At 43.2% G+C, this 14668-nt stretch carries 16 protein-coding genes; 11 read left to right on the top strand and 5 right to left on the bottom strand.

What is annotated here, in order from left to right; translation table 11 throughout:
- The first annotated feature begins 212 nt into the window (after positions 1–212).
- The 3 genes from VB732_RS12125 to VB732_RS12115 all read left to right on the top strand — a co-directional run bounded on the left by VB732_RS12125 (position 213) and on the right by VB732_RS12115 (position 1053).
- Positions 213–578: a hypothetical protein gene (locus VB732_RS12125; protein ID WP_323231085.1), complete on the top strand. Its 366-nt coding sequence runs from the start codon at positions 213–215 to the stop codon at positions 576–578.
- A 92-nt stretch (positions 579–670) separates the two neighbouring features.
- Complete coding sequence (locus tag VB732_RS12120; protein WP_323231084.1) at positions 671–844, top strand: DUF6888 family protein; 174 nt, start codon at positions 671–673, stop codon at positions 842–844.
- Positions 841–1053, top strand: coding sequence for a DUF6887 family protein (locus tag VB732_RS12115; RefSeq protein WP_323231083.1), 213 nt, complete (start codon positions 841–843; stop codon positions 1051–1053). Before VB732_RS12120 ends, VB732_RS12115 begins: the two co-directional genes overlap by 4 nt.
- Before the next feature lie 188 nt (positions 1054–1241).
- Here VB732_RS12115 and VB732_RS12110 read toward each other — a convergent pair whose 3' ends face one another.
- The 4 genes from VB732_RS12110 to VB732_RS12095 all read right to left on the bottom strand — a co-directional run bounded on the left by VB732_RS12110 (position 1242) and on the right by VB732_RS12095 (position 5208).
- Positions 1242–1364, bottom strand: coding sequence for an SUMF1/EgtB/PvdO family nonheme iron enzyme (locus tag VB732_RS12110; RefSeq protein WP_323231119.1), 123 nt, complete (start codon positions 1362–1364; stop codon positions 1242–1244).
- Between the two features lie 202 nt (positions 1365–1566).
- Positions 1567–3618, bottom strand: coding sequence for an SUMF1/EgtB/PvdO family nonheme iron enzyme (locus tag VB732_RS12105; protein ID WP_323231082.1), 2052 nt, complete (start codon positions 3616–3618; stop codon positions 1567–1569).
- A 1-nt stretch (position 3619) separates the two neighbouring features.
- The gene (locus tag VB732_RS12100) at positions 3620–4015 is read right to left on the bottom strand and encodes a hypothetical protein (RefSeq protein ID WP_323231080.1); all 396 of its coding nucleotides are present in this window, start codon (positions 4013–4015) and stop codon (positions 3620–3622) included.
- A 365-nt stretch (positions 4016–4380) separates the two neighbouring features.
- Positions 4381–5208: a carbohydrate ABC transporter permease gene (locus VB732_RS12095; protein WP_323231079.1), complete on the bottom strand. Its 828-nt coding sequence runs from the start codon at positions 5206–5208 to the stop codon at positions 4381–4383.
- 172 nt (positions 5209–5380) lie between these two features.
- Here VB732_RS12095 and VB732_RS12090 point away from each other — a divergent pair, with 172 nt between their 5' ends.
- From VB732_RS12090 to folE, 5 genes are all read left to right on the top strand, one after another.
- The gene (locus tag VB732_RS12090) at positions 5381–6079 is read left to right on the top strand and encodes an aldehyde oxygenase (deformylating) (RefSeq protein WP_323231078.1); all 699 of its coding nucleotides are present in this window, start codon (positions 5381–5383) and stop codon (positions 6077–6079) included.
- Positions 6080–6204: 125 nt separating this feature from the next.
- Positions 6205–7224 carry a long-chain acyl-[acyl-carrier-protein] reductase gene (locus VB732_RS12085; protein WP_323231077.1) on the top strand — a complete coding sequence of 340 codons (1020 nt, stop codon included), beginning with the start codon at positions 6205–6207 and terminating at the stop codon, positions 7222–7224.
- A gap of 108 nt (positions 7225–7332) precedes the next feature.
- Positions 7333–8313 (top strand): acetyl-CoA carboxylase carboxyltransferase subunit alpha, encoded by a 981-nt coding sequence (locus tag VB732_RS12080; protein WP_323231076.1) that lies wholly within the window; start codon positions 7333–7335, stop codon positions 8311–8313.
- 352 nt (positions 8314–8665) lie between these two features.
- The gene (locus VB732_RS12075) at positions 8666–9391 is read left to right on the top strand and encodes an SDR family oxidoreductase (protein ID WP_323231075.1); all 726 of its coding nucleotides are present in this window, start codon (positions 8666–8668) and stop codon (positions 9389–9391) included.
- 71 nt (positions 9392–9462) lie between these two features.
- Positions 9463–10170 carry a GTP cyclohydrolase I FolE gene (gene folE / locus VB732_RS12070; RefSeq protein WP_323231074.1) on the top strand — a complete coding sequence of 236 codons (708 nt, stop codon included), beginning with the start codon at positions 9463–9465 and terminating at the stop codon, positions 10168–10170.
- Between the two features lie 57 nt (positions 10171–10227).
- On the opposite strand, the gene VB732_RS12065 is transcribed toward folE, so the two are convergent.
- Positions 10228–10872 (bottom strand): phosphoribosylanthranilate isomerase, encoded by a 645-nt coding sequence (locus VB732_RS12065; protein ID WP_323231073.1) that lies wholly within the window; start codon positions 10870–10872, stop codon positions 10228–10230.
- A gap of 110 nt (positions 10873–10982) precedes the next feature.
- Between VB732_RS12065 and psaK the strand changes: the two genes are divergently transcribed.
- The 3 genes from psaK to der all read left to right on the top strand — a co-directional run bounded on the left by psaK (position 10983) and on the right by der (position 14443).
- Positions 10983–11237: a photosystem I reaction center subunit PsaK gene (psaK, locus tag VB732_RS12060; RefSeq protein ID WP_323231072.1), complete on the top strand. Its 255-nt coding sequence runs from the start codon at positions 10983–10985 to the stop codon at positions 11235–11237.
- A gap of 301 nt (positions 11238–11538) precedes the next feature.
- Positions 11539–12735 (top strand): site-2 protease family protein, encoded by a 1197-nt coding sequence (locus tag VB732_RS12055; protein ID WP_323231071.1) that lies wholly within the window; start codon positions 11539–11541, stop codon positions 12733–12735.
- Positions 12736–13072: 337 nt separating this feature from the next.
- Entirely contained in the window at positions 13073–14443 is a 1371-nt protein-coding gene (gene der, locus VB732_RS12050) for a ribosome biogenesis GTPase Der (protein WP_323231070.1), read from the top strand.
- Positions 14444–14668 lie beyond the last annotated feature (225 nt).

The raw sequence follows: 14668 nt of genomic DNA, 5'->3' as shown, positions 1-14668 counted from the left end.
GCAGCTTTTGCGACATCAAAACCTGCTTTTCTCAACAAATTTCAGCAAATATACCCGCATCTATCTATTTGGCTAATGCCATCCAATGCTTTTATAATTCTGTAACTTCACTGTGGCTAGTGCATCTGCTCATTGCGTATTTTGATGATATATAAATAACTCAGTGTTTAAGTTCAGGGTTATTTATAAATTAATCCAAACAGGAAAACTATATGCAACGGAAACGAAACTCTATCTCGCTGACCAAAGCTGAACGACGGATTGAAGGAATGCAGATAATTAACCCTAAGTTAGACTTTAGTAATGGGTTTTCAATTGCTACTTACAACACTAAAGTTATTGAGTTACGAGAAAAGCTAGCCGCTTATAATCAAGCACAAACAATAGTAGATAAGACACACAATGCATTAATAGAAGCAGAACGTGAGTTGAATACTTATTCTGAGCAGATGCTATTGAATGTTGCATCTCACTATGGGAAAAATAGTGATGAGTATGAGATGGCTGGTGGAACGCGCAGGTCAGACCGCAAGAAACCGCGTTCAGTAGTAAACCAAACAGTCCTAAATCAGTCGTGAACAATTCATTTAGGATTGCTATAGATGGGTTGATATTTTTTCCTTACCTGCTATTCTGATTCCAAGCTATGCGGTTATGAGGTATACAAATCTTGCCAACTGCTGAACAAGGCATCAGGTGTGTCATACTATGTCAATCTTTGACTAATACATTCACTCCTATTTATATTGTCCGCCTCGATGAACAAACAGGTAATGTGTTTATTTTGGCAGGAGATAACATAGAGGTAGAAATCTATCGCAATGGTTTTTGGAGGTTCTTGTGATTGAGCCAGATTTTAGCAGCATGAGCAAAACCGAGTTAAGAGCCTTCGTCATTGCTCAACCCCACAACAAAGCAGCGTTTCGTGCTTTTGTTGACCGCTTTACATCTGAAGCGTCTCCAGAGACTTTTGACATCCCAAAATCGAATGCTGAGATTGAAGAAGTGGAAATTTTGATTAGACAAAAATTAGAACAATTAAAAATGAGCTAACTTTTAGAAGTTTCTTTTAAATGTCGCAAAATTAATTGAGTCGAACAACTGTTCGGTTTTGCAACCTACCAAGCTATCCGACTCGGTTTTATATTCGGAGGTTGTCGCCTTCCTCGCTGGTTCAGGTCTGGACTCCCTGATGTACGCAGGGTAAATTCCCACTTACCGACTCTGACTTTGGGGAGTACTCACGCCACAGCCACCGCCACCACGCGAAAACCAACATTGTTGTTACGATTCGCGCGCGCGTTGTTGTTGCGATTTGCAGAACGGCAATTCCTGGCATTGTTGATCCAACTACCGCCACGCAGCAGCTAAAATCGACCTGCCCCATCCTCAAACTCTCAAACTAAGTGAGAAATTTGATTAAATGTAGTGTATAATAGTTTTGATATCAATACACTAGTTTTTGAAAAAAATTTTTGATCCGCCTGTGGCGGTGAGGGAAAAAGAAGGGAAAAGAATAAGAAGTGTAGAGGGCAAAAGGGAAAGAGGGTAAAGAGCAAGGAATCCTCACGCCACAGCCACCGCCACCACGCGAAAACCAACATCGTAGTCACGAACCGCGCGCGCGACGCCGCTGCGATCGGCAGAACGGCAATTCCTGGCAACGATGAACCAACCACCGCCACGCAGCAGCTTTGTGTTCTTATTGCTACCAACCAACCACGGTCTACCATCTGTTGGTGCGTCTATGTAATTACCATTATACACATCTTCACACCATTCCCATACATTACCATGCATATCGTATAAACCGAAAGAGTTAGGCGGAAATTTTCCTACATCTATTGTTTGTTGACGATATTCGCCCTTTGGTGCAGAGCCGTAAGGATAGTTACCGCCGTAGTTAACTAAATCTGTGGTGATCGTTTCGCCAAAATAAAATGGTGTCTTGGTTCCAGCACGACAAGCATATTCCCATTCGGCTTCACTGGGTAGTCGATAGGTTTTTCCTGTCTTCTGGCTCAACTTTTTACAGAATTCTACTGCATCATCCCAACTAACTTGTTCTACAGGTCGTTTCTCACCTTTGAAATTAGAAGGATTATTATTCATAATTGCTTGATACTGTGCCTGGGTGATTTCATATTTACCCATGAAGAACCCAGGTACTTTTACCTGATGCTGTGGACTTTCATCTTTCTCTCTTTGTGCTTCGTCTTCCGGTGAACCCATCATAAAGGTTCCCCCTGGTATCTCCACCATTTCCAAGGTGACACCATTTCCTAAGTTTTCAATGAAGTATTTCGCTTCACGATTGCTAGGGTTGGCGATGTTTCCCTTTGCATCCACAGTGACAACTTCAAATTGAAAGCTTTTTAGGCTAATTGCTTCAGTCGTGTGGGAAGTGCTACTTTCTCCTGAATCAAATGGCCAAAAACGTGGTACTGCAATTGTCAAACCCAACCCAGCAACTGCAAAGCCAGCAGTTTGAATTACACGTCGTCGTGACCAGTTAGGTAATATTAGGTTTGAAGGTGTTGGAATATTAGGTGTTGCATATTTTCGCGCACCAGAAGTCTGAGTATTATTAATCGGCGATGGTGAGGTTGACTTGGGAGTTAATATTTGAGGAGGTTTACTTATAGGTGTATTTGTGACTGACTTAGATGCTTGTGGAATTGTTTGCTGAGGTAAATCAGGAATTGCAGAATTATTTCGCAACCGAGCAATTTCTTCCAAGGCTTCTATAGCTTCCATATCTTGACCTGATGCAGCAGCTAGTACCCTAATCCAGAGTTGTTTGGCTAAATCAAAGTCTCTCTTACTCTGAGCGCGATAAGCATCATTTTTTAACGTGGCGATATCCGCTAGAGTTGCGTATCGTGGCACAAGTATTAAGTGAGATTTATTCACAGGTTCAGCAATCACATAAGGCGTTTGCCTTGTATTCTTATGCTGGCGAACCAGTTCAGGCACACGAAATTTGAGATATTGCTCCAATCGTTCAACAGTAGCGCATTTACCTTGAATTCCTAACCCTTCTAATAATGCCTTGGTAAAAGCACCTTGTTGTAAAGCATTAATTTCATAAGAAAACTCTTGGGGAATACAAGAAAAAATGCTGATAACTCCCTGTTGACGTGCTTTTTCTGCGGTTTGTCGTCCAATTCCTTCACCTGTTTTTTTGCCTTCATTGCGACAAGCATCTAGAATCAAGACAACATTATCAGCACCGCAGCGACGCAGGCGTTCACTCACAAAGTTAATCGCTATTGCTGTGTTTTCAATATCCTCTGGATCGCCATCACAGGGCATGAGATAATCACGGTCAGCGTATCTTATCCCATGCCCACTGAAGAAAAACCAGAAATTATCCCCTGCTCCCATAAAGGGATTGTCAAATAACTGGCGCAAGACTCGCAGCAAGTTAGTGCGAGTTGGGCGAGTCGATTTTCCATCAACAGGAGGAGAGTCATCGGAGAAGAAGAATATCCGCTCAAATCCGGCTTCCTTGCCCAGAAACTCTTGCATTAACAGTGCATCCCGCTTGGCATAGTTTAGCGGTTGCAGATAATCATACTGGTTAATACCGATCGCGATCGCCCAATTTTTTGCCATCTCACTGTGATTCTTGGCGCTTAAACTTCAGCTTAATTGCTCCTTTACTCCCAGCTTTGACACCACTGCCAATTAATTTAACTTCTCCATCTGCACTAATTTCTACCGATAGCTCAATTTCATCTAGCTGCATCTTGGGGTTGACTTTTGCTTGCTGTTGGGCTTGACTAAACAAACTTCCCACTACTTTGAGAAAGTGAGTCATATTTTGCTCTAATGTTTGAGCGCTAACCTTAACGGCATCTCCTACCCCTTTGCTACCAGTAGGTTCCCTGATAGTTTCTTCTCCCCAACTGCGTGTATTATTACTCCCGCCTTTAGCACCGTCAGGAATCGATATTTGCGGCACTGCATCCGTCACAATCCAAATGCCGTCGTTTTGGGGTATTTCTGACATATTACTTTAAATATTTAGATTAAATTGTCCCACAAATTATAGATACAACGCTAAAGATAGCGATTCCGATTTCTAGGAAATCTTACTGAGTATCTTGGACATTGCACCAAGTAAATAGTCATGCAAAATTAAATATACATTGTCATTGCGAGTGAGCTTTCGCGGTAGCGTCTCCAATATTTGCAAAACGAAGCAATCGCATGGGTTTAGGATTGCTTCACTCCGTTCGCAATGACATAAATATTTTTGCATACCCACTTAGCAATAGAGATTATTTTACATTTAGTAAAAAACCAATACCATATTGCCAGTGGATTTGCTTAGATTGCGCTTCTCTAAAATCTAAAATTAGAATCGCTGACTTGCTAATTCTTAATCCCTGTGCTGGCAATACCCTGAATAAACTGGCGCTGACCGATGAGAAATAATATCATCACTGGAACTGTCGCTATTGTTACCGCCGCCATCATCAAGGGCCAATTATTCGTAAACTGTTCTTGAAATTCAGCTAACGCCAGTTGCACCGTCCTTAATTCGGGACGGGTTGTGAACACCAAAGGCTTAAACAAATCATTCCATTCGCCGATGAAGGTGAACAAAAACAGCGTCACTAAGGCCGGACGGGCTAAAGGTAACATTATCCGCCATAAAATTTGCAGTCTGTTTGCCCCATCTATGGCTGCGGCTTCCTCTAACTCCACGGGAATTGTCTGGAAATATTGACGTAGTAAGAAAATTCCAAACCCGTTGACGGCAGTGGGTAAAATAAGCGCCCAGTATGTGTTTATCATGTGTCCCCACTTCAAAACCAAAAAGATGGGAATCACCAATAACTGAAAGGGAATCACCAAAGTTGCTAAAACAACCAACAGCAGGGCTTGGCGACCCCGAAACTTCAATCGTGCTAAGGCATAACCAGCCAAAGCAGAAGTAACAATCTGAAACGCCGTCACAGCGATCGCTACCAAGGTAGAATTAGCAAACGCCAGTAAAAATTTTCCCTGTTGCCATGCAAGGCGATAATTAGCTAAAGACCAGTTATTTTTAGACAAATTTTCTGGGGTTGCTCCCGTCGGTTCAAAGGAGGTGAAAAAGACTACAAATAGAGGTAGTAGAACGATAAATGCTCCCAGCAGTAAGACTACTAGGCTCAAAAAATTACCAGATTTGAGATTCCACTTTGATTCAGACATAACTATTTTGCATCTGTTTCGCTAGTAGTAGAGCATCGACCCCAGCAAAAGTTAATCTATAAGACATAGTTACTTGTTAAGTTAAATTAAACCACAGAGATTGTTACCCTCAATTCATAGGGTAAATTAAATCCTGGTGTCAAATAATCAGGTTTACAGGAGTAAACATACCATGCAGCAACTTACAGACCAATCTAAAGAATTAGATTTCAAGAGCGAAACATACAAAGATGCTTATAGCCGGATTAATGCGATCGTGATTGAAGGGGAACAAGAAGCCCATGAAAATTACATTACTCTCGCCGGACTGCTGCCAGACTCTCATGATGAATTGATTCGCCTATCTAAGATGGAAAGCCGTCATAAGAAAGGATTCGAGGCTTGTGGGCGCAATTTAGCTGTAACCCCAGATTTGCAATTTGCCAAAGAGTTTTTCTCTGGCCTCCACCAAAATTTCCAAACAGCCGCAGCAGAAGGAAATGTGGTTACATGCCTGTTGATTCAGTCTTTAATTATTGAATGTTTTGCGATCGCAGCATACAACATTTACATTCCTGTCGCCGACGATTTTGCCCGCAAAATTACCGAAGGAGTAGTTAAAGACGAATACAGCCATCTCAACTTTGGAGAAGTTTGGTTGAAAGAACACTTTACAGAATCCAAAGCTGAACTTGAACTTGCAAATCGCCAGAACCTACCCATCGTCTGGAAAATGCTCAACCAAGTAGAAGGTGATGCCCACACAATGGCAATGGAAAAAGATGCTTTGGTAGAAGACTTTATGATTCAGTACGGCGAAGCACTGAGTAATATCGGTTTCACTACCCGCGATATCATGCGCTTATCAGCCTACGGACTCATAGGTGCTTAAAAAAGTCCTGAGTAACGAGTGCTGAGTGCTGAGTAGTTCAAATTCAGAACTCAGAACTCCTAACCCACAATTCCTAACTCTCCTAAATTTCCTCCTCAAGACAGCATAAGCCTAATAATCACTACATGTTTGGTCTAATTGGACATCTGACTAGTTTAGAACACGCTCAATCGGTAGCTCAAGAATTGGGATACCCAGAATATGCCGATCAAGGGCTAGACTTTTGGTGCAGCGCCCCGCCGCAAATTGTCGATAGCATTATTGTCACCAGTGTAACTGGACAACAAATTGAAGGACGGTATGTAGAATCTTGCTTCTTGCCGGAAATGCTAGCTAGTCGCCGCATCAAAGCCGCAACGCGAAAAATCCTCAACGCTATGGCCCATGCACAGAAGCACGGCATTAACATCACAGCTTTAGGCGGCTTTTCTTCGATTATTTTTGAAAACTTTAAGTTAGAGCAGTTTAGCCAAGTCCGCAATATCAAACTAGAGTTTGAACGCTTCACCACAGGAAACACTCATACTGCCTACATTATTTGTAAGCAGGTGGAAGAAGCTTCAAAACAACTGGGGATTAATCTATCAGAAGCGACTGTTGCGGTATGTGGAGCAACTGGGGATATTGGTAGTGCCGTTACACGCTGGCTAGATGCGAGAACAGATGTCCAAGAACTTCTGTTAATCGCCCGCGATCAAGAACGTCTCAAAGAGTTGCAAGGCGAACTAGGGCGGGGGAAAATCATGGGTTTAACAGAAGCACTGCCATTAGCTGACGTTGTAGTTTGGGTTGCTAGTATGCCCAGAGGCGTGGAAATTGACCCCACCACTTTGAAACAACCCTGTTTGTTGATTGATGGTGGCTATCCTAAAAACTTAGCAACGAAAATTCAGTATCCTGGTGTACACGTGTTAAATGGTGGGATTGTAGAACATTCCCTAGATATTGACTGGAAAATTATGAAAATAGTCAATATGGACGTGCCAGCCCGCCAATTGTTTGCTTGTTTTGCCGAATCAATGCTGCTGGAATTCGAGAAGTTATACACGAACTTTTCGTGGGGACGGAATCAGATTACCGTAGATAAAATGGAGCAGATTGGCCGGGTATCAGTAAAACATGGATTTAGACCACTGCTGGTTTAGTCATTAGTCATTTGTCCTTGGTCATTAGTCATTTGTTATTTGCAAAGGACAAAGGACAAAGGACAAAAGATAGAGATAACTTATAACTCGTAACTTATAACCCCTACGATGTCAACTACCGAGCGTAAACCGCTACTGTTAGATTTTGAAAAGCCTTTAGCAGAACTTGCAACTCGAATCGATCAAATTCGGCAACTTGCAGAAGAAAACGGTGTCGATGTTTCTGGTCAAATTCGTCAACTAGAAGCACGTGCCATGCAACTGCGTGAGGAAATTTTCACTAGTCTATCACCGTCACAGCGATTGCAAGTCGCTCGTCATCCACGTCGCCCCAGTACTCTCGATTACATTCAGGCTATTAGTGATGAATGGATGGAATTGCATGGCGATCGCTGTGGTGGTGATGATCCGGCTTTAGTTGGTGGTGTTGGTCGTCTGAGTGGGCAACCTGTGGTGATGTTAGGTCATCAAAAAGGCCGGGATACCAAAGACAATATTGCTCGTAACTTTGGAATGCCCTACCCTGGCGGCTACCGCAAAGCGATGCGATTGATGGAACACGCCAACAAGTTTAGTATGCCAATACTAACTTTTATTGACACACCAGGAGCTTGGTCTGGGGTAGAAGCAGAACACCAAGGTCAAGGAGAAGCGATCGCTTACAACTTGCGAGAAATGTTCTGCTTAGATGTGCCAATTATCTGCACAGTCATCGGTGAAGGTGGCTCTGGTGGCGCACTCGGTATTGGTGTAGGCGATCGCCTACTCATGTTTGAACACTCCGTTTATACTGTCGCCACCCCTGAAGCCTGCGCCGCCATTTTGTGGAAAGATGCTGGTAAAGCTCCCCAAGCCGCCGTTGCTCTGAAAATTATTTCCCACGACCTGAAAAAGTTGGGAATTATCGACCAAATACTCCCTGAACCCACTGGTGGCGCTCATTCTGACCCTTTACAAGCCGCTACTACTCTCAAACAAGTGCTGCTAGAAAATTTAGACGAACTCAATCGTTTAACCGCTCCAGAACGCCGTCAACTGCGTTATGAAAAATTCCGCAAAATTGGTGTTTTTACAGAAGTTGCCCACTAAAACCATTGCATAATGATGGATTAGCCAAGCAGCAATGCTATAATTGCCTATGTGCTTAAAGATTTTTAACAATCTAGCCATAGGCATTTGCATGTTTGGTAAATCTACTCAACTTGATTGAGTGGTTTTCGTATTATTAAGTAATTTAATTTGAGTGTATAGCGTGGTTTTTCAGGCGGTAATTTGTTGTCTCTATTGCTAAAACCCACAATGTGCGCTATCGCAGTCCATCATAGCATTTGCCTAATGGAAATCATCAGATTTTTAGACTCCTTTAATATATCCAAACCAAAAAGTGTGAATAATTGCATGGTAATAGGCTTTGGGAACTGCCAAAAAATTGGGAGACAGCATGAGTGTTGAGCAAAAAAGACGCGCCCTGATTACTGGGGCCAGTAGTGGAATTGGGAAAGCAACGGCTTTAGCCTTTGCCAAAGCTGGAATAGATGTCGCCTTAGTCAGCCGTTCTTTGGATAAATTAGAAGCGGTAAGAGAAGCTGTACAGCATACTGGGGTGCAAGCGAAAGCTTACGCTGTAGATTTAGCGAGGATCTCTGAAGTAAAAGAGAAGATCCAAGCGATCGCCCTTGACTTTGGTGATATAGACATTCTGGTAAATAGTGCAGGTATAGCTTATACAGCCAATTTGAGCGAAACTCCCCTAGAAGGCTGGCAACAGGTAATTGACTTGAATCTTACCAGCGTGTTTCAGTGCATTGTGGGGATTTTACCTTCAATGCGCGATCGCGGCACAGGCACAATTATTAATGTCACCTCAATAGCCGCCAAGCAACCCTTTCCCGGTTGGGGAGCATACAGCGTCAGCAAAGCTGGTTTGATAGCCCTCTCTCAGACTCTGGCACAAGAAGAACGCGCCCACGGCATTCGTGTCACAGCTATTTGTCCTGGCGCAGTCAATACCGAACTTTGGGACACAGAGACAGTCCATGTCAACTTAGACCGTTCCAAAATGTTAACCCCAGAAATTGTTGCTCAGTCAATTCTCTACACAGTTCTGTTACCACAACAGGCAGTTATTGACGAATTGACCCTCATGCCCAGCGCCGGCGCACTCTAAATTAGTCCTTTGTCTTTTGCAAATGACTAATAACTAATGACTAATGACAAAACCACAACCAAGACTGAATCATGACTATTGCTAGTTCCAACGGTTCCAATTCTTCTCAATCGCCTCTGATTCCCGATTTGGCAGAAGCTATAACTCCCAGACCCGATCGCAATACTCATAATGGGCGGCCAGCAGATGTGTTTCCACCAAAAGAGGAACAGATGGAGGAAATGAAGGACGCGGTGCGGGCAATAATATTGGGCGTTGGCGAAGATCCTGAACGTGAAGGACTTCTCAAAACACCCAAGCGAGTGGCCGAGGCCATGCGGTTTCTTACTAGTGGCTACAACCAATCCCTTGAAGAACTCGTTAACGATGCCATCTTTGATGAAGGACACAGCGAGATGGTACTAGTTAGAGATATTAATTTCTTTAGTTTGTGCGAACACCACATGCTGCCATTTATGGGTAGAGCGCACGTTGCTTACATCCCCAACCAAAAAGTTGTCGGACTGAGTAAGTTAGCCCGCATTGTTGAGATGTATTCCCGGCGCTTGCAAGTGCAGGAGAGGTTAACCCGCCAAATTGCCGAAGCAATTCAGACTATTCTCGAACCTCAAGGTGTCGCTGTTGTCATGGAAGCTAGCCACATGTGTATGGTGATGCGAGGTGTTCAAAAACCAGGCTCTTGGACTGTCACTAGCGCAATGGTTGGTGCGTTCCAAGATGAACACAAAACCCGCGAAGAATTTTTTAACTTGATTCGCCATCAACCAGCGTTCTTTTGAGTGCTGAGTGCTGAGTGCTGAGTGCTGAGTTAGGAGTTAATTCATAACTGATGACTCCTAACCTCTAAGTAACTCAATGTTCTTCAGACTGTGAAATAGCAGTGCTACTTTATCTAAATCCTTATCCCCAGGTGCGCGTTCCACACCACTAGATAAATCAACGCCACTGGGATTAACCTGATTTAAAGCTTCAACAATATTATCTGCTGTTAATCCCCCAGCTAAAAACCAAGGGCAATCGGGGTTAAATTTCTCTAACATTTTCCAGTCTAAAGTTTTGCCTGTACCACCAAGTTGTTCGGGATGGTAGGCATCAAGTAGTAAAGTGTCTACGTATTTTATGTAGTTACTTGTCGTGTCTAGATGCTCAAGACTGCGAATTCTAAGCGCTTTAAGAATTTCGATATTGGATAATTCTTGACGTAATTGGTAGCAAAAATCAGGTGATTCATCCCCGTGTAGCTGGACACCAGTTAACCCAGAATCAACAACTATCTGACTGATTTCAGAAATACTCGCGTTGGCAAAAACCCCGATTGTGTCAATATTTGCCGGAAGTTCTGCCACTGCTGCCCGAATTTGGGATGTAGTCACGTAGCGAGGTGAGTTTGGTACACAAATAAATCCTAGTGCTGTTGCGCCCAGGGAGGCGATCGCTATAGACTGCTGTGGTTGAGTAATGCCGCAAATCTTAACACGCATAAAAATTTAACAAATTTAAAATAATATCAACAAATTCTAAATTATCTGAAAAACTTTTGTGCCTTGGTAATTTTATAATTTTGTAGGTCTACATTTTAGGAGACAAAAGATTGATTTCATCTATTTTACTAGCAGCCCAGGCAACTGTTCCCCCAACACCTGCGTGGAATCCTACAGTAGGGATCATTATTAGCATCAGTAGCTTAATAATGGTTTTACTAAGTACTAGGATCGAAAAACCCCTAGTTGGCCCCAAGTTCCCCATCCTGCCAATTAGTATTCCAACATTCGTTGCAGCGATGGCTTTTGGTCATATTATCGGCGTTGGCATCGTTTTAGGGCTGACTAACATCGGTCGTCTATAACTTTGTATTTATCGCGGCGTTACCTATAACGCCGCGATAAACATAAAATTAGTTAATTTGGTTTTTTCCATTTCCCACCCTCAAGAAGGGCAGTAAAACAGTAGAACAGGAAATAAACAATTTCCATTTCCCAATTCCCAATTTCAGAGTTTTGCTCACAGGCATTAATTGTCTATTCTAGAAATAAGAGCATTTCGGAACTCGGCACTACCGAATTGATGCTCAGAAATATACGTATAAGTATATACGCAAATATTGCAGTATAGAAACTACTGGCGATATCTAGTTTTAGGACAATGTAATGCAAACAAATTGGAAAATTGGGTCTTTATTTGGAATTCCCCTGTTTTTAGACCCGTTATGGTTTGTGATTTTAGGGTTGGCAACCCTCAACTTCGGGGTAGGTTATCAAGAATGGGGGACTGTTATAGCTTGGAGTGCTGGAATAGTTATGGCACTGCTGCTATTTGGTTCGGTGCTGTTACATGAATTGGGTCACAGTTTGGTAGCCCGATCGCAAGGTATTAAAGTTAATTCAATTACGCTATTTCTATTTGGTGGGATTGCGGCGATTGAAGAAGAATCTAAAACTCCTTTCAAAGCGTTTCAAGTAGCGATCGCTGGGCCATTGGTAAGTATCATACTATTTTTCCTGCTCAGTCTAGGAGTTCTCGTAATCCCTGATACTAATCCTCTCAGTGTCATGGTTGGAGATTTGGCGAGAATTAACTTGGTGGTGGCTCTATTTAACATGATTCCCGGCTTGCCTCTAGACGGAGGACAAGTGTTAAAAGCAGCACTATGGCAGGTAACAGGTGATCGTTTCCAAGCTGTACACTGGGCTGCAAGGGCTGGGCAAATTTTGGGTTATAGTGCGATCGCTTTAGGATTTGTTGTAGATTTCTTGACAAGAGAATTAGTACTTGGTTTGTGGATTGCGATGTTGGGTTGGTTTGCTGTCCGCAACGCCAGCAGTTATGACAACGTGACCACATTGCAAGAAAGCCTACTCAAAGTCGTGGCCTCCGATGCGATGACTCGTGACTTTCGGGTAATTGATGCTGACCAGACATTGCGCTCCTTTGCTGATTTATACTTGCTGGAAACCGCGCCCTCACAGGTTTATTTTGCTGCATCTGATGGACGTTACCGGGGTCTAGTTTCCATTGACGATTTTCGTCTAACCCAAAGGAGTGAATGGGAAACCCAAACCTTACACAGTATTGTGCATCCCCTAACAGAAATACCCACTGTTGCGGAAACAACAACCATAGCCGAGGTAATTAATAAGCTAGAAAATGAGCAGTTACCTCGAATTACCGTACTTTCTCCTGCTGGGGCTGTAGCTGGTTTAATTGATCGGGGTGATATTGTGCGAGCATTAGCACAAAAGTTAAATTTGCGGCTCACAGACACTGAAATTAAGCGGGTAAAAGAAGAAGGTAGCTATCCGCCTGGGTTGCAACTCGGATCAATAGCGAAGTCGATTGCAAATTAACCGTCATACCGTTGTCATAGTTTTGCAATAGATTCGTCAAAAGCTTGTGTGATATTGAATTTGGTATTTGGTTACAAAATGCTTTTTTTGGGTAAAAGGTAGGGTTTCCTACCTTTTTATTTTTTCAACTAACGTGAATTAGATAAACCTCGCTCTGTCTTGAACTCAAGTTCAAGCTTTTCCCTCTCCGGCGGCTCGGAGAGGGACGGTTTTACGTCGTAAAACCAGGGAGAGGTTTTTTTGGCATCGCTTCAGATTATGGGAAAACTAAATTAAAACTTAAAGTGAGTAAAATGTAAGTACATGATATACTACACCTCTCACTTACCCTGGTTTTATGGCACTGCCAATTGTTGCAATTATCGGACGCCCAAATGTGGGCAAATCCACCCTGGTTAATCGACTCGCCGGGGAACAAACGGCGATTGTCCATGATGAACCGGGAGTGACACGCGATCGCACTTACATGCCAGCTTTCTGGAATGGCCGCGAATTTTTAGTCGTAGACACTGGTGGTTTAGTCTTTAATGATGATACCGAATTTTTACCACTAATTCGCCAGCAGGCAATGACGGCCTTAGCAGAAGCTTGTGCCGCTATCTTTGTCGTAGATGGTCAAACAGGCCCCACATCGGCAGATCAAGAAATCGCCGAATGGATGCGCCAACAACGCGTACCTGTGCTACTAACTGTAAATAAATGTGAATCTCCAGACCAAGGCTTAATGCAAGCCGCCGAATTTTGGGAATTGGGATTGGGCGAACCTTACCCCATCTCCGCAATTCATGGCAGTGGTACAGGAGACTTACTCGACGAGTTAGTTAATCACATCCCTGCTATTGAAGACATTCCCGAAACTAATGAAATCAAAGTGGCAATTGTCGGCCGCCCAAATGTGGGCAAATCGAGCTTACTCAATTCTTTTGTCGGGGAAGAGAGAGCAATTGTCAGCCCAATTTCCGGCACAACCCGCGACGCTATTGATACCGTTATTGAACGAGACGGACAAACCTACCGCTTGATTGACACCGCCGGGATTCGCAAAAAGAAACATATAGAATACGGCACAGAATTCTTTAGTATTAACCGCGCTTTCAAAGCGATTCGTCGTGCTGACGTGGTTTTATTAGTAATAGATGCTGTAGATGGAGTCACTGAGCAAGACCAAAAATTAGCTGGGCGGATTATCGAAGAAGGTCGAGCTTGCATCATCGTCGTTAATAAATGGGATGCTGTCGAAAAAGACTCTTATACAATCTACGACTACGAAAAAACTCTGCAATCACGGTTACATTTTACCGAATGGGCAGAAACAATTTTTGTGAGTGCCTTGTCAGGGCAACGGGTAGAAAAAATTCTCGAATTGGTGAAAACGGCGGCTGAATCACACAAACGCCGTGTTAGCACATCCGTGATCAACGAAGTCTTAACAGACGCTGTTAGTTGGCATTCACCACCAGCATCTCGTGGTGGTCGTCAGGGCAAAATTTACTATGGTACACAAGTAAGTAGCCAACCACCAACGATCGCACTATTTGTCAATGATTCCAAACGCTTCAACGACAACTACCGCCGCTACATTGAACGTCAATTCCGGCAACAGCTAGGGTTTAAAGGCACGCCCATTATTTTACTATGGCGCAGCAAAAAAGTCCGTGATGCCGAGATTGGTAACGTCAATAGAGCAACTCGCGTCAAAATAAGTTAGGAAACGCGATGAATCGCGTCTGTACAGGAGTTATGAGTTAAAGTCAAAATTGCTATTTTTAAGCCTATGTCAACATAATAGGTTAACCCAGAAGTCAAAACTCCGGGAGCATCTCACCTTTGCAAATATACCAGGCGATTAGAAATCGCGGCTACACAAACAAAGTCCGCCTACGCGGACTCAAAGGAATTGAAACCCACGGAGGTGGGTTTTGTCTGTATAGCC

The organism is Nostoc sp. UHCC 0252, assembly GCF_034931145.1.
In the GTDB taxonomy this organism is placed as follows: domain Bacteria; phylum Cyanobacteriota; class Cyanobacteriia; order Cyanobacteriales; family Nostocaceae; genus Nostoc.
Note: the sequence above shows the minus strand (reverse complement) of the source record. Positions and strands in the feature narration are given on the sequence as shown.

Coding starts and splice junctions, on each gene's coding strand:
- VB732_RS12125 (WP_323231085.1), top strand. CDS start 213: ATGCAACGGAAACGAAACTCTATCTCGCTGACCAAAGCTGAACGACGG.
- VB732_RS12105 (WP_323231082.1), bottom strand. CDS start 3,618: ATGGCAAAAAATTGGGCGATCGCGATCGGTATTAACCAGTATGATTAT.
- VB732_RS12100 (WP_323231080.1), bottom strand. CDS start 4,015: ATGTCAGAAATACCCCAAAACGACGGCATTTGGATTGTGACGGATGCA.
- VB732_RS12095 (WP_323231079.1), bottom strand. CDS start 5,208: ATGTCTGAATCAAAGTGGAATCTCAAATCTGGTAATTTTTTGAGCCTA.
- VB732_RS12090 (WP_323231078.1), top strand. CDS start 5,381: ATGCAGCAACTTACAGACCAATCTAAAGAATTAGATTTCAAGAGCGAA.
- VB732_RS12085 (WP_323231077.1), top strand. CDS start 6,205: ATGTTTGGTCTAATTGGACATCTGACTAGTTTAGAACACGCTCAATCG.
- VB732_RS12080 (WP_323231076.1), top strand. CDS start 7,333: ATGTCAACTACCGAGCGTAAACCGCTACTGTTAGATTTTGAAAAGCCT.
- VB732_RS12075 (WP_323231075.1), top strand. CDS start 8,666: ATGAGTGTTGAGCAAAAAAGACGCGCCCTGATTACTGGGGCCAGTAGT.
- folE (WP_323231074.1), top strand. CDS start 9,463: ATGACTATTGCTAGTTCCAACGGTTCCAATTCTTCTCAATCGCCTCTG.
- VB732_RS12065 (WP_323231073.1), bottom strand. CDS start 10,872: ATGCGTGTTAAGATTTGCGGCATTACTCAACCACAGCAGTCTATAGCG.
- VB732_RS12055 (WP_323231071.1), top strand. CDS start 11,539: ATGCAAACAAATTGGAAAATTGGGTCTTTATTTGGAATTCCCCTGTTT.
- der (WP_323231070.1), top strand. CDS start 13,073: ATGGCACTGCCAATTGTTGCAATTATCGGACGCCCAAATGTGGGCAAA.